18 protein-coding genes are annotated in these 20,486 nt (G+C 37.5%); 6 read left to right on the top strand and 12 right to left on the bottom strand.

Features of this window, described 5'->3' with window-relative positions:
• Window positions 1–128: 128 nt before the first annotated feature.
• From recA to AC1Z3T_RS03805, 3 genes are all read right to left on the bottom strand, one after another.
• Entirely contained in the window at window positions 129–1,172 is a 1,044-nt protein-coding gene (gene recA, locus AC1Z3T_RS03815) for a recombinase RecA (RefSeq protein WP_004830485.1), read from the bottom strand.
• Between the two features lie 159 nt (window positions 1,173–1,331).
• Window positions 1,332–1,772 (bottom strand): RNA-binding S4 domain-containing protein, encoded by a 441-nt coding sequence (locus tag AC1Z3T_RS03810; protein ID WP_004830486.1) that lies wholly within the window; start codon window positions 1,770–1,772, stop codon window positions 1,332–1,334.
• Window positions 1,756–2,451, bottom strand: coding sequence for an HAD-IA family hydrolase (locus AC1Z3T_RS03805; protein WP_005031930.1), 696 nt, complete (start codon window positions 2,449–2,451; stop codon window positions 1,756–1,758). The genes AC1Z3T_RS03810 and AC1Z3T_RS03805 overlap by 17 nt, the downstream gene beginning before the upstream one ends.
• Window positions 2,452–3,260: 809 nt before the next feature.
• Between AC1Z3T_RS03805 and AC1Z3T_RS03800 the strand changes: the two genes are divergently transcribed.
• From AC1Z3T_RS03800 to AC1Z3T_RS03785, 4 genes are all read left to right on the top strand, one after another.
• Window positions 3,261–3,515 carry a hypothetical protein gene (locus AC1Z3T_RS03800; protein ID WP_005031928.1) on the top strand — a complete coding sequence of 85 codons (255 nt, stop codon included), beginning with the start codon at window positions 3,261–3,263 and terminating at the stop codon, window positions 3,513–3,515.
• Window positions 3,516–4,022: 507 nt separating this feature from the next.
• Complete coding sequence (locus AC1Z3T_RS03795; RefSeq protein WP_009587018.1) at window positions 4,023–4,874, top strand: 3'(2'),5'-bisphosphate nucleotidase CysQ family protein; 852 nt, start codon at window positions 4,023–4,025, stop codon at window positions 4,872–4,874.
• 104 nt (window positions 4,875–4,978) lie between these two features.
• Complete coding sequence (locus tag AC1Z3T_RS03790) at window positions 4,979–5,707, top strand: histidine phosphatase family protein (protein WP_009587013.1); 729 nt, start codon at window positions 4,979–4,981, stop codon at window positions 5,705–5,707.
• 306 nt (window positions 5,708–6,013) lie between these two features.
• Window positions 6,014–9,052: a M66 family metalloprotease gene (locus AC1Z3T_RS03785; RefSeq protein ID WP_100885354.1), complete on the top strand. Its 3,039-nt coding sequence runs from the start codon at window positions 6,014–6,016 to the stop codon at window positions 9,050–9,052.
• A 114-nt stretch (window positions 9,053–9,166) separates the two neighbouring features.
• Here AC1Z3T_RS03785 and AC1Z3T_RS03780 read toward each other — a convergent pair whose 3' ends face one another.
• The 5 genes from AC1Z3T_RS03780 to AC1Z3T_RS03760 form a co-directional block, all read right to left on the bottom strand.
• Window positions 9,167–9,691: a protein tyrosine phosphatase family protein gene (locus AC1Z3T_RS03780; protein ID WP_010591581.1), complete on the bottom strand. Its 525-nt coding sequence runs from the start codon at window positions 9,689–9,691 to the stop codon at window positions 9,167–9,169.
• Window positions 9,692–9,765: 74 nt separating this feature from the next.
• On the bottom strand, window positions 9,766–10,857 hold the full coding sequence (locus AC1Z3T_RS03775) for a 3-deoxy-7-phosphoheptulonate synthase (RefSeq protein WP_004830496.1): 1,092 nt from the start codon (window positions 10,855–10,857) through the stop codon (window positions 9,766–9,768).
• 142 nt (window positions 10,858–10,999) lie between these two features.
• Window positions 11,000–11,878 (bottom strand): sulfite exporter TauE/SafE family protein, encoded by an 879-nt coding sequence (locus tag AC1Z3T_RS03770; protein WP_100885353.1) that lies wholly within the window; start codon window positions 11,876–11,878, stop codon window positions 11,000–11,002.
• Between the two features lie 319 nt (window positions 11,879–12,197).
• Window positions 12,198–13,688 carry an amidase gene (locus AC1Z3T_RS03765; protein ID WP_100885352.1) on the bottom strand — a complete coding sequence of 497 codons (1,491 nt, stop codon included), beginning with the start codon at window positions 13,686–13,688 and terminating at the stop codon, window positions 12,198–12,200.
• 22 nt (window positions 13,689–13,710) lie between these two features.
• Window positions 13,711–15,183, bottom strand: a complete 1,473-nt coding sequence (locus tag AC1Z3T_RS03760; RefSeq protein WP_100885351.1) for a GGDEF domain-containing protein — start codon at window positions 15,181–15,183, stop codon at window positions 13,711–13,713.
• Window positions 15,184–15,436: 253 nt separating this feature from the next.
• On the opposite strand from AC1Z3T_RS03760, the gene AC1Z3T_RS03755 reads away from it, so the two are divergent.
• Window positions 15,437–15,931, top strand: a complete 495-nt coding sequence (locus tag AC1Z3T_RS03755; protein ID WP_004830501.1) for a hypothetical protein — start codon at window positions 15,437–15,439, stop codon at window positions 15,929–15,931.
• A gap of 139 nt (window positions 15,932–16,070) precedes the next feature.
• On the opposite strand, the gene accC is transcribed toward AC1Z3T_RS03755, so the two are convergent.
• The 4 genes from accC to AC1Z3T_RS03735 all read right to left on the bottom strand — a co-directional run bounded on the left by accC (window position 16,071) and on the right by AC1Z3T_RS03735 (window position 19,896).
• Window positions 16,071–17,435, bottom strand: coding sequence for an acetyl-CoA carboxylase biotin carboxylase subunit (accC, locus tag AC1Z3T_RS03750; protein WP_005031915.1), 1,365 nt, complete (start codon window positions 17,433–17,435; stop codon window positions 16,071–16,073).
• Window positions 17,436–17,451: 16 nt separating this feature from the next.
• Window positions 17,452–17,871, bottom strand: coding sequence for an acetyl-CoA carboxylase biotin carboxyl carrier protein (gene accB, locus AC1Z3T_RS03745; protein ID WP_004830503.1), 420 nt, complete (start codon window positions 17,869–17,871; stop codon window positions 17,452–17,454).
• A 17-nt stretch (window positions 17,872–17,888) separates the two neighbouring features.
• Window positions 17,889–18,344, bottom strand: a complete 456-nt coding sequence (aroQ, locus tag AC1Z3T_RS03740; RefSeq protein WP_004830504.1) for a type II 3-dehydroquinate dehydratase — start codon at window positions 18,342–18,344, stop codon at window positions 17,889–17,891.
• 235 nt (window positions 18,345–18,579) lie between these two features.
• A complete protein-coding gene (locus tag AC1Z3T_RS03735; protein WP_100885350.1) occupies window positions 18,580–19,896 on the bottom strand; it encodes a Y-family DNA polymerase in 1,317 nt (438 codons plus the stop codon).
• 351 nt (window positions 19,897–20,247) lie between these two features.
• Here AC1Z3T_RS03735 and AC1Z3T_RS03730 point away from each other — a divergent pair, with 351 nt between their 5' ends.
• Entirely contained in the window at window positions 20,248–20,427 is a 180-nt protein-coding gene (locus AC1Z3T_RS03730; RefSeq protein ID WP_174761299.1) for a hypothetical protein, read from the top strand.
• Window positions 20,428–20,486: the final 59 nt, after the last annotated feature.

Below are 20,486 nucleotides of genomic sequence, written 5' to 3'. Positions count from 1 at the left end.
GTTGAATATCATTTTAAATCAGTTATAACTGAAATTTATTAGAAATCACAATCAATTTCAATTCAATAATTTGTATAAAAAAGCGCCTCGAAAGGCGCTTAGGAAAAATAAAGAAATGATAGATCAGATTAAACATCTAAAAAGTCAGGTTCTTCTTCTTTTTCTTCAACAGGTGCAGCATTTGCTGTAGTTAAGAGCTTTTCACGAATCATACGATCAAGATCTTGCGCCAGTTGAGGATTTTCTTCTAAATGGCGAATGACATTGTTTTTACCTTGACCGATTTTATCGCCTTGGTAGGAATACCATGCACCTGCTTTTTGAACCAGTTCTTGAGCAACTGCAAGATCAACCAACTCACCCAAGTGATTAACACCTTTACCATACATGATTTGGAAAATCGCTTCACGGAAAGGAGGAGCCATTTTATTTTTAACAACTTTCACTTTGGTTTCAGAACCAACGATCTCATCGCCTTCTTTGACTTGACCAATGCGACGAATATCTAAACGTACTGAAGCATAGAACTTCAATGCATTACCACCAGTTGTGGTCTCAGGGCTACCAAACATAACACCAATTTTCATACGGATTTGGTTAATGAAAATTACCATACAGTTTGAACGCTTTGCATTACCAGTGATTTTACGCAATGCTTGGCTCATCAAACGTGCTTGTAAGCCCATGTGAGAGTCACCCATTTCGCCTTCAATTTCAGCTTTAGGAGTCAATGCAGCTACAGAGTCGACAACGATCAGATCAATCGCACCTGAGCGAACAAGCATATCGGCAATTTCAAGTGCCTGTTCACCATTATCTGGCTGTGAAACTAAAAGATTGTCAATATCAACCCCAAGTTTACGGGCATATTGTGGATCTAAAGCGTGTTCGGCATCAATAAAGGCACAAGTTCCACCCGCTTTTTGGCATTGTGCGATTGCCTGTAAAGTCATTGTGGTTTTACCAGAAGATTCAGGACCATAAATTTCAACAATACGTCCTTTTGGTAAGCCCCCGATTCCTAGTGCAATATCAAGTGTTAAAGAGCCAGTAGAAACAGCTTCAACAGCTTGTACAGTATTATCCCCTAAACGCATGACTGTATTTTTACCAAATTGTTTTTCAATTTGGCTAAGTGCCGCGTTCAGTGCCTTGCTTTTGTTATCATCCATCTCGTAAACCTCAAACGATGTAATATCACTAATATCTTAAGTGGATGTCATTAAATTTGATCTTTCGTCCACAGGAGTAATAGTGACAGAAAATTAAAAATGGTTCTATCTTTAAAAACAGTAGTACGACATATTTTGTCGTACTTAACTTAAACGAATTCAGTCATCATCATAGGACCAAGATTGGTCAAATTGCTGATCATTTTCTTGCTTAAATTTGCTTATTTGTCGTCGATCTTTTTTACTCGGTCGATGATCAGGTCGCGCTAGATTATGCAATTTTCTTTGGGTTGAAATCAACTCTCTACGTGCCACACTGACTTCTGTTTCTTCATATAGTTGTTGTGCAATAGGCGCACCGCCACGAATTGCAGACAATGCTTTGATCACCACTGTTTTTCGATCAAATCCTTGCTGTATGGTTAATTCCATGCCCACACGAATTTCTTTAGAAACTTTGACACGCTCATTATTGTGATGAACTTTGCCGCCTTCAATTGCATCTTTGGCAATCGAGCGTGTTTTAAAGAAACGTGCAGCCCAAAGCCACTTGTCTACACGCATTGTTTCAAGTTGTTGTTTCTCAGGCTGTTTTGACATCGACATCCTTATTTTCTAAGTTTAACTTGGTGAGTAATGGTAAAAGCTCAGTTAAATGATGAATTGCAGGGTATTCCAACTCAAGGACATGACGTGCTGCACGACCACTTGATGGTTGAGTAATCGTAATCAAATGTTGTATACCAAATTTCTCAGCACCTTTGAGTACAGGAGTAGTATCGTCAACCAAACAAGCATTTTGAGGATCAAAAGGATATTTCTGCTGAAGAATTTCCCAGAATTCGACAAACTCTTTGGAATATCCAATTTCTTCACTACTGATCATCACTTCAAAATAAGGGCTTAGGTCGATATTTTCAAGTTTAAGCTGCAATCCTGCGCAATCTGCATTGGTAAGTAGCCAGCAACGATAACCTTGTGCTTTTAATTGTTTCAGTAGTTCAAAGCAACCTGGTCGAGTTGCAATTTTGTCTTTATATTCATATTGTAATTTTAAAACATCTACGCCCACTTTTTCCGACCAGTATTTTGAAGAATACCAACACAGTGTGTGATTATGTTGCTGATAAAATGTATTCAGGGTGTTTTGGCTCTGCTCTAAACTACATTGATGTGTTTGTGCGTGACGCTCAGGGAGTTTGGTGTTCCAGATGAGATCGTCAAAAGCCAAATCGAGGAGCGTACCGTCCATGTCAAAAAAGATGATCGGTTTTTGCATTCAAGAAACTCCTAAGATTTTTAAAGTACATCAAAGCTCATCATAATATGTAAAAATACTAAATTTTTTAACTCTATAATTCAGGATTAAAGAGATTTAAAAATTTTTAAAGCCGTATAAAGTTATGTATGTTTGAAGAAAAATTATGTACATATGTGTACATATATTTAAAAACAAATCTCATGACAACCAAGTATAAGAGATTTGAATTCTTAAATCATGGGATTCACTAAACGTTGGTTAAAATCTAACAATGGAAAAACAGAGATAGAGATGATAGAGATAGATTTGAAATCATCATTGTTCGTGATCGCTTATTGGTGTCTGTGTATATGTCGTCAAAGAGAAAATAGCCTTTCAATATTGCTGTCTTTTTAGTGGAGAAGTCTAAGGTTTAGATATTTGGACATAAGCTTCGATTAAGACTTGAATTTCAATGTAAACACAGAAATGTGTTAAAAAATGAACATTGATCGACTGTCCACTCTATTGTTTAGGGTCAATCCACACAATTTTTAAATTTCATATACTAACTTGCTTCATCACTGGGTATTTTTGTCTTTGAAATTAAAATATCAGTTAAATAGTTTATTTAGATAAACTAATGTTAAATATTGATTTAAAAGAAAAAAATTGAAATAGTCATATTCTGCCAATGTGATAAAAGTATTTTGAATAGAAAATCCTTCTTAGAGACTGCTAATGTGTTTTCTATCTCCTTTACTGGAGTTTTTTGTGTGATGGTACATGTTATTTTGTTATGTAGACCATTTTTAATTTAGACAAATTTTTAGCTAAAATGGATTAAAATGAACATCTGTATTGGTGGACCGTGGAATGGATGCAAGTTATTGGGAGATTCCCATGATAAATCTTTTAAAGTTAAAGATAATAAATTACAGAGAATAGTAAAATATAATAGAAAAATAATTCACATCAAAAAAAATGTATACATTTTTTGGATCGTAGATGAATTGAGCGAATCTGAAGCTTCTACTATGATGAATGATTATTTGCGTGAATACTTCATTAAGGCTGAAATAGAATTAATTGGGGATGAGTAATGAGGCGCTCAAGGACCTTTCTTTCATGAATGAAGTATTATATAGTCACTTATGGCTGGTGAATTCAAATATAATTAAGAACGGTTTTCCTCTGTTAAATTAAATATAAAACAATATATTAGATCGATTTTATGAGTCAAAAAAATGATCATGTGGTCCGAATCATATGGGGGATTGAAAGTACCTTCTCCCTTCGGGAGAAGGTTAAGGTGCAGGGGCTTTAATGTTGATTTATGGTATTAAAAACGACTTATGAAAGAAGCTTATTGTGTTTTTATCAATCTATTTTGAAAGATCATTGGTTTGGTAAGAATATAATTTTTCAAGTTTTTAGAGACAGCTTAGTCTAGTCAATTGAATAAATACGTAAAAGTCTATGATGATATTCAAAAGCATATCATCTCTTTAAAGTACAATTAATTGTTTAAAAGCTATTGTTTTCATGCACTCAACATAAAAAAATGATAGGCTTAAGCACAAAAATCAGACATCCTACAGGTCAGATCAATGTTTATCACTACTCAAGCACCACAAGATGACCAAATTTCAAAATTGGTTCCTGTTTTGGCCAAAGCAAGTCAAATTTTACTTGAGGAATACCAAAACTATTGTGCTGGGCGAGCATTTAATATTGATCAAAAGGATGATCAGTCTCCAGTAACCCAAGCTGATTTAAAAGTTAATGCTTATTTAATTGAACAATTGGCACAAGTTACGCCCGAAATTCCTGTGTTGTCTGAAGAAAGTGATTATTCAGAACGTCATGCTTGGGCGGTGTGTTGGATGCTAGACCCTTTAGATGGAACCAAAGAATTTATTCATGAACGTGATGAATTCACCATCAATTTAAGCCTGATTCATAATCATCAAACCATATTCTCTATTATTGCTGTACCAACTGAACAAGTTATGTATTTGGGTTATTTAACAGAACTTCCATATAAGTATTCATTTACTCAGGGAACATGGGAACGCTATTGCAAGTTTAAAGAAGTTGAAGAAGATGCAATCCAAATTGGTTTAAGCCACAGCAGTAAGAATCCCAAATATCAGCAATATATTGATTATATCGAACAAGAGTCACCTGTCATTAAACGAGAGGCGGGCAGCGCCTATAAATTTTGTATGATGCTGGAAGGTGAAATTGATATTTATCCACGCTTCCACCCAACCTCCGAGTGGGATACGAGTGCAGGGCAAGGTTTGCTCGAAAGTATAGGTGGTGGATTGGTCAGCTTAGCGGCAGTACCCTTTACTTATAATCAACGAAATACTGTATTGAATGAAGGTTTTATTGCATTTCGGAATGAGGAAACCAAACAAATTGCCTTGGATGCACTTGGTAATGTTAGCTTTTAATATAATTTAGCTTTTTAGATAATATAGATATCTATTTTACAGATGATTTAACACTTTGTGACTTATGTTATAGTAAAGCTGTATAAAAAGAGTTTTGAGTTGATATGGCGTTAGATTTATTGCCGAAAAGCATGCTGAAAGCAATAGATTTATTGCCAGATGCGCAGACCCCTGTGACTTTATTTACGCGTCATTCAATTCGTGAAGTTGTGAATGGACAGGGATTGGCTGGCTATGATTTACAACTAACAACTCAGGGGCGTGACTTAGCACATGCTTGGGGTTCATATTTAATAGATCATACCGATCGTGTCATTCAGCATTGTATTTCTAGTCCAATTCAACGTTGTGTAGATACTGCTGCTTTGATGATTCAAGGGGCAGATGGTGTCTCCCCCCAACCCAATACCCATCATATTGAAATTGTCGAAAAAGGCTTATTGGTTGAGCCTGGAAGTTTCGTGCTGGATATTAAGCAAGCTGCGCCATACTTTCGCAAGCAGGGTGCGCTCGGTTTTATCAATAGCTTTGTGAATAATGCCTTGCCCGGAATGAAGCATCCAATTCGTGGGGTAGTTGATGTGCTTGAATTGATTTATGAAACACATCCAACAGTAAGCAATGGTATTAGTTTAGCTGTAAGCCATGATACGATTCTTGCTGCAATTATTGCTGTGATTTCGAAACGTACTCAAATTGATCAAAGTGATTGGCCTGAAATGATGGAAGGATTGTTTGTTTGGTTTGAGGGAGAGCGCTTTGTAGATAGCCATTTAAAATGGATTTGGCGCGGCGAGCGTGGCGAATTGTTGATACGTGACTTTCAACAATAATATGATAAAAAATGGTTGATTATTATTGCCTTACTTGATCGTTGATCAAGCTTGTAGTAAAGCCAATATAATGATGACTAAAATTATAAACTTAATCGTATTCTATTCAGATTAATCACTACTCTAGATGGCAAACACAATCGTATTTTGCTGTTGTGATAGGTTTTTCGTCGGTTAATGATAAAAAAATGATGAAATTTAAATTGGTGTGTTATATTTAAGTTATTGAAATTAAATAATATTTCAATTTTGTCTCAAAAAACATGGATAGAGATAAGTCGTTATAAATATTGGGGAAGATCTGTGATGCACTTAAGGTTTAAATATTTAACAATTTGTACGCTTTCAGCAATGTTGATTGCATGTGGGGGTGGAGGGGAAAGCCATTCTGTAAATGATCAGCCATCAAATCTGCCACAAAATCCAGGAGATGGTACAAATGAACTGCCTGGAGATGGTACACCAGAAATACCAGATAATGGTTCGGGCGGTTCAAATAATGGCTCTACAGAAACTCCACCAAATAGTGGTTCAGATGGCTCCAACAATGGATCTATAGAAACACCTCCAGAGAATGGTTCGGGCGGTTCGAATAATGGATCTACAGAAACTCCACCAAATAGTGGTTCGGATGGCTCTAACAATGGATCTACAGAAACACCACCAGAGAATGGTTCGGGTGGCTCCAACAATGGTTCTACAGGAACACCACCTGAGAATGGTTCGGGCGGTTCAAACAATGGCTCTGAGGGCAATACGGGTACTACACCACCTACTGTCGACAAATATCCTGAACCTGTTAAAAATAAAATCTCGAATAAGATATTGGGATTCTATGATTTTAATGGACAAGGCGAAAATCGATTACTGCGTAATGATTTAACGGGTAATTTCGCTGCAATGGTACAGTTTGTTCAAAGTCATGCGGTCAATCCTAAAAATAATGAACAGGATAAAATGCCACGTTTGACCACTGAAAAAGATGCTTTGTTATTGGTAACGCCTTTGGTTGCGATGGGGGAACTCAACCAATTACAAGCTGAAATTTATCAAGGTAATCAACTGATTCGTACAGTTAATTTAAAAGAACCATCACGCCTTGCAGCTTCAGATCAATCCAATCAGGACGATCGAGCACGTGTCATGTACTCAAAGCAAGCATGGTCACTTGCTTTGAAGTGGAATGAAGTTCGTCCAGGACTTTCTATTCGCGTCATCGATCCAGTCAATAATCGTAGTGGTACGCTTGGCGGAAGCGATATTGACTTTGCAGCGCCCGGAGAGCTTGTGGTTCAAAGTATTCGCTTAGGTTTATTGACCGATGCACCAAAATCCAATGGGCACTATATGCTTTTGGAACCAGAAAAAGCGGGTACTGATTATTTACAAACCATCCCAGCGGCAAAAATGATTGTCAGTAAATATGAGGAAATGAAGCTCAATCGTGTGATGGTTGCGAGTGGCGTGATTTATGATTCAGCGAGCGCGACCAATGGGGGCGTTTATGATGGTGACATGCGTGAGAATACTGCGAAATCTACATTTAGTGTCGGTATAAATTTAGCCAATTGGGGGGTGACCAGTTCCTCAATGCAAAGTCAGGAACAACCACAGCTGACACAAAGTGTTGTGATTCATCATGCCAGAGGTAAATATGCCAATGGTGAGTCAAATCATGGCTTGAGTGGTGGCAATGGGATTTTGACATTGATTGATTCTATAGGAAATGAATTCAGTCATGAAATTGGACATCATTATGGATTAGGACATTATCCAGGTTCTGTTGAAACCAGTGGTAGCCCAACCAATTATTTCTGGTCTGCACATCATGCGGATAGTGGCTGGGGCTATATTGCATTTCGTAATAAGATGCGCGGCAACTTAAATTGGGGCAGTACTAATTTAGGGGATGGGAGTAATGGGGTGCCTAACTTCCAAAATTTATATGCTTATGGCTGGGATGCAATGAGTGGTGGCGCAAGTGCCAGCTCGATTTCTAAATATACCCATTACACAGGTTATAGTACTTGGTTGAAAATTCAGCCTGCATTTGATAAGTATATTTGGGATGCAAACTCAATCACAGGTTATAAAAAGTGGAATGCGAACACACGAGAAATGGTGGATGCTCAACCCAAAACGCCAAACTCAGGCAATGTTTGGTACAACAGTGCAGATGGAAATTTCTTAAAGCCGCGTCTATTTAGTGTGCCAGTTTATACAATTTTAGGGGGATATGACCCTGTAAATCAGGTGGGTATTGTTTATCCTGCTGCACGTGGTAACTGGGGCAATGTATTCAATTTGCCACAAGTCAATACCTCTAGCACTGCTGCAAGTTGTTGGTTGAAGGTACAATATGCCAGTAAAGTTGAACATATTGCACTTGCACCACAACGGGTAAATGCTGGAAGCAATGCCAATAAGTTCCATGTCAATCTTGCACAAAGTGATACACCTCAAAATGTGGATCTTTATTGCCAAAAAACGGGTCAACAGGCAGTTAAGCTCTCTAGCATCAGTATTCCTGTTGCAGTTGAAGCTATGACGCCTTTTGTGACCATTGGTAAGGAAGCAGAATATTCTGCTTTAAGAAAAATTGAAATGCCGCAGCTTGAACAAGCTTTACTCAATAATCAAGGTAAAGCGGTGGTTAAACTTGATGCAAATTCACGTTTATTATTTGACTCTTATCGTCTATTTAAAACTGAACTTTCTCCAAATGCACAGCTTGAAATGGTACGTTACACCCAACAGCAAATAAAACTTTATCGTTTAAATCGTTGGATTAATGCTTATCGAGTTGATTTGGAAAGTGGTAATGCTGAAGCAATTGAGGCATTTAACCGATTTGTGGCTAAATTGGAATTGAATAATGATTTTAATTTAAATGAAGTTTCTAGTCTAAAAAATGGAACCAATTGTTTGAAGGTAGAAACACTGTCTGATGGCAAGCTAAATGCCTACATCAGTGGTAAGAGTGCTTGTACGGGTGATGACTCTGAGCAATGGATTTATGATGCGATGGGTAAAATCCATAGTAAGAAATATATGGATCAATGTTTAGCAAGTCAGGCTGGTGTGATCAATCTTGCATCATGTAATAATGAGAGTTCAGCGCAGGCATGGATGATTAATTCTACATTACAACGCATTGAACAAGGTTCAAAATGTTTTGATTTAGAATATGGTTATTTAAATAACAATCGTGCCCGTTTGATTAGTTATAACTGCGGGACAGGTGGGAATCAAAAATGGACAAGTTTACGCTCCAATAATAGTTTGATTTTGGCTGCGACAAGTTCAGCAAACTTACCATTGATCAAACAATTATTGATTCATTAAGCAGAATCAGATTGTTTAGATCGCTATAAAATAAGCGCCTAAGGGCGCTTATTTTTTATCATACTGGATGCTTTTATATTGAAATCGATCAAAGATATCAAGGGTGTTATATTTTTAAGAAAATTGGTCTGCATGCATTAATGAGTGTTGTAAATCTTCAGTTGCTTTACGTCCTTGAAGTTGTAGACTGACTGCATGCATTAACCCTGTCCATGTCTCATTGGGTTCCCACACTTGATGCAACAACTCTTGTGCTGTTGGCATATCCATATCCATAAAATACTGACGATATAAATACATTAGGCTACTGACACGCATGTTCTTGGCACAATGTACCCACACCATTTTTTCCTGCACTAAATGTGCAATCAAATCTAGAGCAAATAAACATTGGTCATCTGCAGGTCGATCCCAATGAATGGGAATTTGGATATAGTTTAAGCCTAACTCAGCACAGATTTTATCTTCATGTTCTAAATGTACCGATGCATCTGTAAATGCCAGATTGATGATCGTATCTACGCCGTATTCTTTAATTTGCTTCAGTTGTTCAGCCGTCGGTTGACCTGAAGTCAGTAAATGTTCATGGACAAACTGAAAGTTTGCGATTTGACAGAGTTCTTGTTCAAGTTCGTTCATAGCATTCTTACAGAAAAATTTTAATAACATCATAAACAAAAACGCCATCTATGTAGATGGCGTTTTTATACTAATTAACGCTTTGGTAAAATATCTTTTAAGGCTGCATCCATTTCAAGCAATGCTTTTTCTGTAGTTTCCCAGTCAATACAGCCATCAGTCACTGATTTACCATATTCCAAATCGCTTAGATTTTCTGGAATATCTTGACGCCCACCTTTGATATGACTTTCAACCATGATGCCAACAATCGATTTATTCCCATCAAGAATTTGTTCTGTGATATTTTTCAATACCAATGGTTGCAAATATGGGTCTTTATTTGAGTTTGCATGACTGGTATCAATCATAATTTTCGTACTGACTTTAGCTTTTGCTAGTGCGTTTTCTGCTTCTGCAACTGAGCCTGCATCATAGTTCGGCTTACCATTGCCGCCACGTAATACAACATGCGCATACGGGTTACCACTGGTACGAATCACTGAAACTTGACCTTCGTTATTCAGACCTAAAAAGCTATGACCATGCTTCACGGATTGCATTGCGTTGGTTGCAACAGTTAAGCCACCATCGGTACCATTTTTAAAACCGACAGGTGATGACAAACCAGATGACATTTCACGATGGGTTTGGCTTTCTGTGGTACGTGCGCCAATGGCAGACCATGAAATTAAATCTTGATAATACTGAGGTGAGTTTGGATCCAACGCTTCAGTCGCACAAGCTAAACCTTTGTCATTTAACTCAAGCAGTAATTTACGTCCTAAACGTAAACCTTTTTCGATATTAAAAGAATCATTCATGTCAGGATCATTGATCAAACCTTTCCAACCTACAGTTGTACGAGGTTTTTCAAAATAAACACGCATGATGATGTAGAGCGTATCTTTTACTTTTTCGCTTAAAACTTTTAAACGATCTGCATAATCATGTGCTGCAACAGGGTCATGAATCGAGCAAGGACCAATCACAACAAATAGACGTTTATCTTTACCATCTAAAATATTACGGACTGTTTCCCGACCATGAAGTACAGTTTGGTAAGCATTTTCATTTAATGGGAGTTCAGCTTTAAGTTCAGCTGGAGTTACAAGCGTTTGAATGCTTTGGACATTCACGTCATCAATATCTGATTGAATAATTGGATTTGAATTTAATGTATTCATTGCCGTCACTGGGTATTAGAACATACAGAAAGTATTTTTAGTGGTCAGAATATAACATGAATTGGTTCAAGTTTTGTTATAAATAAATCATTAAAACTTCACAACCCATTCATAATGATAAGTTATCAATTACAGATTAAATTTAAACATGCTGTTGTTGAACAGTTTGAGTAACCATGACTGCCTGTGGTTTTTCAACAGGTTTGGATTTAACTGGATTTAAGATAAAGTTAATACCTAGAGCAAATAGGGTGATTCCAAGTACTTTACGGATCATCTTTTCAGGCATTTTCGAGCTGATTAATGTGCCAACAATAATCGCAGGAATAGACCCAACGAGTAGCCATCCGAGTAATTGAAAATCTACGTTGCCTGAAGTCATGTGTGCAAAACCTGCCACAGAGGTGAGTAAAACGGCATGTACCACATCTGAACCAATGATACGAATCATCGGTAAGTTCGGAAACATCAGAATGAGTGCCATGACACCAAAAGCGCCAGCACCTACAGAAGAGAGCGTCACGAATACACCCAGTACAATGCCCATGAGCACGACGTATACACGCTTACCTTGAATGTTAAAATTATTTACCTTTCGAAAGTCGTGTTGATCTTCACGAAATTTGGCAAAAAACTTTTCAATTCTGGCACGGAACATAATGGATAGACCTGTTAGCGTCAGCATAAATCCTAAAACCATGGTTAAGATGGCTTTGTAATGGGTTGAACCGCTCAAATAGTTTTCTAAAACCCAATGGGTCACAAATGATGCTGGAACACTCCCTAAAGCGAGCCAAAGTACGATAGGCCAAACAATATTGAGTTTTTTTGCATGTACAAGTGAACCGCAGAACTTTGAAATCGCAGCATAGAGGAGGTCCGTTCCGATGGCGATGTGTGGTTCAATTCGAAATAAACTAATCAAAATAGGTGTCATCAGTGATCCACCACCGACACCCGTAATACCTACACAGAAACCGACTAAAACGCCAGCCAAAATAAACTCAACAGGACCAAACATGACTTATTTGCCAGATATCAAAAAACAGGCATATCTTATGACTTTTTTGTATAAGTGGTTGTCTTGATTGTTGATTTACTTATGCAAAAAAATGCTAAAGCCTCTATTGTTAAAAACACTCAATTTTTTAAATGTTTGGCTAAGTGGTGGAGGCATTTTATAAACAATAAATCAGCTGCTTGATCATTTATTCTTTGTCGCAAAGTTTAGTTTTGATTTGGGGATTTAAAGGTTTAATTAAACTTTTATAGTTATTAAAAAATACGTAAATATTCATATAAATTGTTGAAATTTATATGAATATTTACAATAGGTTAATTTATACCTTGATGGATTGGTAACGTGCTGCCCAGGGTTGTGCTTGTTCTAGCTGTGCCGCCAATTGTAATAGTGTATCTTCATGCCCAAATGGGGCAATAAATTGAGAGCCTAAGGGTAAATGATCTTTGTTCCAATACAAGGGTACAGACATGGCAGGCAAGCCCGTAATATTTGCCAGTTGTGTAAAGGGTACCCACTGCAAATTATTTTTAATCAATTGTTTAACCAGTTTTCCTTTAGCCAGTAAGTGTGCTTGGTCAACTTTCAGTAACGCTTTTAAAATAGGAATTTGCCAAGCAGGTGTTTTGACTTCACCATTTTTTGGTGCAACAGATGCAGTGGAGGGAATAAGGAGTAAATCATATTGGCTAAAAAATTGATTCATTTGAGTTACATAAGTTCCCCAGTTATTCAGGTTGTTGATGTAATCCAATGCAGATGCTTTAGCACCAAATGCAGCAATGGCTAAAGTATCTAATTCAAAATCTTGATCTTTTGCACCAAACTGCTGTTTAACTTGTTTTACAGTATAAGCACATTGGCTGAACCATGTGGTAATAAAATCTTTAGCCAAAGCCATTCCATCAATCTGCGGTGAAGCTTCTTCAACGATATGCCCTAAGGATTGTAGCAACTTTACGGTGTTTTGAATGGCATTGACGGCATCTTGTGATACTTGAGTACCAATCGGTGACGTGACTGAAAAACCAATACGTAATTTTTTTGGGGCTTTTTGAATGATCTCTAAATAGTTTTCTGTTGGACGTTGAATATTAAAAAGTGCACTGTGATCTGAACCTTGTGTTGCATCCAGCATTGCTGCGCTGTCTCTTACGGATTTACACAATATATGCTGCATTGCTGCACCATGCATGGCTTCACTAATTTTAGGTCCCCAAGGCGTACGTCCTCGACTTGGCTTTAATCCAAACAACCCACAATATGATGCGGGAATACGGATTGAGCCTCCACCATCACTTGCCCCTGCAATAGGTACAATTCCAGCAGCAACACTTGAGGCTGCACCCCCTGATGAACCACCACTGTTATATTTGAGATTCCATGGGTTTTTACAGCTTCCCCATGCTTCAGGTTCAGTGATGCCTTTAATGCCAAATTCAGGAGAGTTGGTTAAACCAAAAGTTACAACACCGGATTTAACCCAGCGAGTAACGATTTCAGCGTTTTCTTTGGCAATATATTGGGCATTTTTAAAAGATTTTGAACCGAAAGATGTTGCCACACCTGCGAACTCTTGGTGGAGATCTTTTAATAAAAAAGGAACGCCAGAAAAATGACCTGAATGGTGGTTATTGGCATTTTTCATTGCCTGTTCATACATCGGAATCACGATGGCATTGATTTTAGGATTGACCTGTTCAGCACGTTGAATGGCGATTTCAAGTAATTCATGGGCTTGTATTTGTCTGCTTTGTACCAGTTGTGCTAAACCGATGCCATCATATTGAATATATTCTGAATATTTCATTGCATTCCCTCGCAATTTAAGGTTATTGGGCAAATATTTTTTGATCTTGTTGAATATCTGTTTCTAAACAAAGTTGATTTCTTCCTTTCTCTTTCGCCAAATACAGTGCTGCGTCTGCACGTTTGATGAGCTGTTGAAAAGGAATACAGTGGGGTAATGTTTGGTAACTCAAACCTATACTTACACTGATCTGAAGTGTACGTTGATCATCTAAATAAATAGGGGTATCAAAGGTCATATTACAGATTCTTTGAGCAATTGCGATACTTTGATCTAAGCTTAAATCTTTCAGTAAAATTGCAAATTCTTCTCCCCCTAAACGACCAAACAAGTCATGGGCACGTAGCTGTGCTTTTACTTGTTGGGAAAATGTTTGTAAAACATAATCCCCAATCATATGTCCGTATTGATCATTAATTTTTTTAAAATGATCTAGATCCAGCAGTAATATTGTTACACTATGCGCTGTTTTTTCAGTATTTTTGGCGATTGTACGTTCACTTTCCTCATAAAAATAACGTCGATTTAACGTAGTTGTTAAACCATCATGATTGGCGAGATATAAAATCTGATGATATAACTTTTGTCGGTTACGACTGATAATGGTTAGCGTCAACGGTCCTAATGCCAGCATAAACAAACCTATTCGAACGGAAAGCGTTGTTTCTAGATAGGCATTTGGTGATTGGGTAATATAGTATGAGGTCAATGCATTATATAAAAGCATACATACCCCACAATTGATAATTGAGACAAAGAATAGATTATAACTGAGTGCAGCCCATATCAATGCCGCAATTGGGAACATGATTGCACCCGGACCGATAAAAAAGTGGGTGAGTGTTACTGAGAAAACAACACCTAAAAAAGGTAGAATAAGTTGGGCTTGAACGGGTTGTTGCTTAAATTCATGGAAATAACTTTGTAATGTAGTGCGGTTTGGAATTGCTAAGACGATTGGTAAAAATGCTATGACATTGAGGATTTCACCAGTCCACCACATCCCAAAGTCGATCCAGATTCGATCAATAGACATAAAGGTATTGGGCAAGTGAGGAACCGTTAAGCAAGCAACTGTAGCTGCGGCGAGACAACCACCAAATGCACTGATGCCAAAAAGATATAAAAAAGTTAAACCTTTATTATATTGTTTATAGTCTAGTTTAAAGAAATGAATAAGTAATAAGGTTACCAAAGTGTGCGATAGATTGGCTAAGGTTAAAAATAAGGTCACTAAAAAACTATTTCCAGTGATCAGGTCTGCAAGCATAAAACCTGTAAATGCACCTAGCCACCCACCAATATTTTTGAGCGTGGTAAATCTTAAAAAGAGTCCAAGTAATACGGCATTTGCTGGCCAGAAAATAGCAAGAAAGGAGAGCGGTCTACCCAATATTCCAGCCAAAGCACAGGCAAATATGATCACTGCAATCAGAAAAAATGCAGAAATATTGTCCTTAAACGTTTGACTTAAATACAGTATCGCTCGTGGCAAATGACTAACCTATTTTAGAAGAATGCTTAATTCCAATTCCAAGTCACGTGGCTTTGTCTTTAAGGTAGTAATGATAATCATATCTATGTATATCGATAAATCAATAGTTTTAATCGCCTTTAATCCAGCATTTTAGAAATTTATTCTACAGTTGAGCTTGGATAAAGATTGTTCTTATATGGTTAATTTTACATGTTTTATTATAAATGTATGATAGTTTATACATGATAAAATTTGGCATACAAGATTGGGTATGAAAAAAACAGCACTTATAATTTCTTTACTGCTTAGCTTTTCTTCTTACACTAAAGCTGATGAGGCACCTCCACGCGCTCAAGCAACAACGACCAACAATGTAATGGCGACAAATACAACCAGCACCATTCGAATTAGTACTCGACCTGAAATTTTAGGTTTATGGGGAATGGAAATTCCTGAAAATAAAAAATGCATCGAATATTATAATTTCCGAGGTTCTAATGAAGTTGTTGTCAACAGTGCCAAAGAGTGGTCAGTAGGACTTTTTGATTATCAACCCTCGCCTGATAATACTTTAGAAAAACCTCCTGCATTGATTATGCAAATTCGCTATGAAAATAACGAAACCGATTGTTCCGGGCGTAAAGAAGATCAAACTGGGGATGTGTCGCAGTATTATGTAAAGTGGATTAATAAAAATACCATGAGTTTTTGTGCGTCAGATAAAGGGGATCAATGTTTTGCCACTTTGCGTAAAGTCTTGCCTTAGGCTTGAGATATATAATTTGAACAGTGCCATGGCTTAAAGATGTTGTGCTGATAGGTCACTGAGTTAAATGATAAATCGATTTTATTGATATTAAAAAACCTCTGATTTACAGAGGTTTTTTGTTAAGCAAAGATCTCAGTTAAGCATCATTTTCATGACCTTGAAGTTGCTTTAATAAATGTTTTTCAAGGTAATGAATATCCATCGCTTGCGAACAGAAGTTCTTATCTTCAAGAATCAAATCTTTATGTAATGGAATATTGGTTTTAATCCCAGTTAAAATCATTTCATCTAAAGCTTGTTTCATTCGGGCAATCGCGGTATCACGATCTTTACCATAAGAAATCAATTTTGCAATCATCGAATCATAATATGGTGGGATGCTATAACCTTGATAGATATGAGAATCTAAACGAATCCCTGCGCCACCTGGTGCATAGAATGATTCAATTTTACCCGGTGAAGGTAAGAAGGTAGATGGATCTTCGGCATTGATACGACATTCAATGGCATGACCTTCGATCTTAATATCTTCTTGTTGAAGATTAAGACCTAGACCAGCTGCAATACGCAATTGCTGTTCAATAATATCTACACCTGTGACTTGTTCAGTCACAGGATGCTCAACTTGAACACGTGTATTCATTTCAATGAAGAAGAATTCGCCATCTTCAAATAAGAATTCAAAGGTGCCAGCACCACGGTATTGCATTAATTTACAAGCATTTACACATGCTTCTAAAATATGGGCGCGTGCTTCTTCTGGTAGACCAGGTGCAGGTGCTTCTTCAAGGACTTTTTGATGTCGACGTTGTAACGAACAATCACGGTCATATAAATGAATTGCTTGACCATTACCATCTGCCAAAACCTGAACTTCAACATGACGAGGTTTTTGTAGGAAACGTTCCATATAAACGGTATCGTCGCCAAACCACATTTCTGCATCACGCTGTGCAGCTTGAACAGATTCGAGTAGGGTGTCTACACGTTCAACAATACGCATACCACGACCACCACCACCTGAAGCAGCTTTGACGATCAATGGAAAGCCAATTTCTTTTGCTTCAGCCAAAGCATTGTTTGGCGTCACTGCATGTGCAGAACCTGGAACTGTTGGTACACCTGCTTTACGCATCGCCGTAATCGCTGAAACTTTATTGCCCATTAGGCGAATGTGTTCAGGACGTGGACCAATAAAGATAAAACCTGAACTTTCTACAATTTCAGCAAATTCAGCATTTTCAGATAAAAAACCATAACCGGGATGGATTGCATCTGCACCAGTAATTTCTGCAGCTGTAATAATGGCAGGAATATTTAAGTAACTTTCACTACTTGCACCCGGACCAATACATACGGCTTCATCACAAAAACGTAAATGCATTAAATCTTTGTCAGCATCAGAATAGATTCCGACTGTTTTAATCCCTAAAGTTTTGCAAGCGCGAGTGATGCGTAGCGCAATCTCACCTCGGTTTGCAATTAAAACTTTTTGCAACATATCAACCCCCGAGGTATTACGCGCGGTAGCGGAATAAAGGTTGACCGAACTGGATTACATCACCATTTTTTACAAGAATTTCTTCAACTACACCACTTTGAGTTGCTTCAATTGGGTTCATAATTTTCATTGCTTCGATGATACCTAAAGTCTCACCCGCAGAAACAGTTTGACCAACATTGACAAATGGAGCTTCGCCAGGACTTGGTGCAGAATAGAACACGCCGACCATAGGTGAGGTTTCTACAGCACCACGAGAGGCAGCTTTAACTACTGGTGCTTCAGCAGCTGGGAGTGCAACAGGTGCTACACCAGCAGCAACCACAGGATTACGACGAGTTAAAGCAATCGATTGATCGCCTTCTTTCACTTCAATTGCTTGAAGATCAGATTCGATCATCAAATCGATGAGCTTTTTAATTTTGCGAATATCCATGGGTTCGTATTCCTAAATTATGATTGAGTTGAAGATTGAATTTTGTCGATAGCGTAATCAAGTGCAAAAGAATAGCCTTTAGCACCAAGACCACAAATTACGCCAACGGCTTTATCTGATAAATAAGAATGATGTCTAAATGCTTCACGTGCATGAACATTAGAAAGATGTACTTCAATAAAAGGGATGGCGACACCTAAAAGGGCATCACGTACAGCAACGGAAGTATGTGTAAGTGCGGCAGGATTAATAATAATAATTTTGACGCCGTCTTGTTGTGCTTGATGAATGCGATCCACCACAGCACCTTCCCAATTGCTTTGAAAAGTATCTAAAGTAATATTGGCTTGCTGAGCTTGCGTTAGGAGTTGTTGGTTAATGTCATCCAATGTGAGGTGACCATAGACCTCTGGTTCGCGCTTTCCTAGCAAGTTTAAGTTTGGTCCGTGAATGACCAAAATGGTCGAACTCATTGAGACTGCTCCAATTCAAAAGTTGCAAAAATCTTTGCAAGATGTCTGCAAAGTTTGCATATTATGGCATGTTTTTCCACAAATACTTTATATTTTCTTTGAATCGTCGCGGAAATGCTGTGCCTTGTACGGCATATATAATGTAAATTTTGTCGTTAAATGGCAATGTTAAAATATGACATTTTCATGCATTGTTTTAAAGTGATTCCATTCTAAACTGAGTGACCAAAACTATTCATTTGATTTGTGTAACAGCCATATGACTATCATCAATACATAAGATATCACTCCAGCGTGTCGTATAACTTGGAGAGCGGTTTTGTTGACGCATTTTCCATGTTTCACTACTGGAATGGTAACCCACTTGAATACAATCAGGACCAAAGCGTTGCTTCATATTGGACAGCGTATCCATGAGTTGATCACGTTGCTGAATAAAGTCTACGGGATGCCATAAGTCATTGATGTGTTGGCTTTTGTGATGAAGGGCAGAAAGCATCACTGCGACTTTTACATACTTGATATTTTCTTTAAATAAAACATCTATTTGCTGCAATGCTGCCTTAGTTAAAGTCATCAAATCATCTGTTGCATATGGCAAGCCTGAAACACTGCTTTGGGCTTTTTTATAAGGTGCCTGAGGAATTTTTTCATACAAAGAGACATGCACAACTGCACAGAGTTGTTGCTGTCGAGTAAGGCGTTGATGTGCTCGATTAACATGAAAAATAATCGCCTGTTTGATGATTTCAACATTGGTTAATGCTGAAGCAAAACTTCGAGAAGAAAGAATCCGTTTAGAGGGCATTTCAGGATCGTCTAAAGCAATGCAGGATTGACCTTTTAGCTCACGAATAGTACGTGCAATGACCACTGAGAACTCTCGTGCTAGGTAGTGTTCATTGGCAAAAGTTAAGTCATAGCAATTATAAATATTATATGCTTGTAACCGTTTGCTGGTTTTACGTCCAATGCTCCACACCTCAGCTACATTGGTTTCGAGAAGCAAAGCTTCAAAGCTACATAAATCTAAGCCAGTCAAATCGCAAACATTCTCAAATCCATGCCGTTTTTTTGCAAAACTATTGGCAAGCTTGGCTTGCGTCTTACTATAACCAATGCCAATACAACACGGTAAACCTAACCATTTTTGAATAGTTTTCACCAATCTGCGGCAATATTCTTCTAAGTCAAATAAGTCTCGATAAGAGCTTAAATTAATAAAGCATTCATCTATTGAATAGGGTTCTAGATCATCCTCTTTAAAAAAGGTTTTAAGTGTTTTAAAAAAACGTTCTGAGAAATCGCCATATAAAGCATAGTTGCTTGAATAGGCGATAACACCTGCTTTTTTCGCTGCTTTTTCAACTTCATGCCAAGGAACAGCCATATCTATATTTAATGCTTTGGCTTCATTACTGCGTGAAACAACACAGCCATCATTATTACTTAATACAACGACAGGTTTATTGTTTAAGCTAGGATTGAATATCCGCTCACAACTGACATAACAATTGTTGATGTCGATTAAAGCAAAAATTTGTTCACTCATGATGATTTTGAAAAAGTTACAAATTCAAGTGAAATATTAAAAGATGTTTAAAATAAATTCAAATTTAAATAGGTGTGGATAGCTTGAATTTCACAACATAAAAATTTTGCTATTCAGTAGATCAAGAAAGCGCTTTGTAAGGATTGTTGTGCTTCATCGTGGTTTAAGTAATCCACGTAAAAAGCTTCAACCTCGAAGTTATTCTTTTACAACAAGAATCTCATATAGGGCGTTACGATGTCGAAAAATGAAACATCTATACGCTTGTTTCTAATGATAAGCGCGTTAAATTAACAGTTGTCGTCGATTTGTACGGCATATCCCAACATGTAAAAAAGGATGGATATGAAAATGGCTAATCAACACAACCAGCAACAAAATCAGCAGAATGACCCACAACGTCAACCTAACCAATCTAATCAACAGCAAAAGCAACAAAGTCAGCAGGACCAACAGAAGCAGCAAAATCAGCAATCAAATCAACAGGCTCAACATAATCAACAAAGTCAGAATAAAGCTCAGCAAAAGTAGCATTCAGACTTAATTTACGGAATAAATAAAAGTACAGCGCCTCAATTAAGGATTGAGGC

The sequence above is a fragment of the Acinetobacter sp. B-6 genome, from assembly GCF_056930735.1.
Note: the sequence above shows the minus strand (reverse complement) of the source record. Positions and strands in the feature narration are given on the sequence as shown.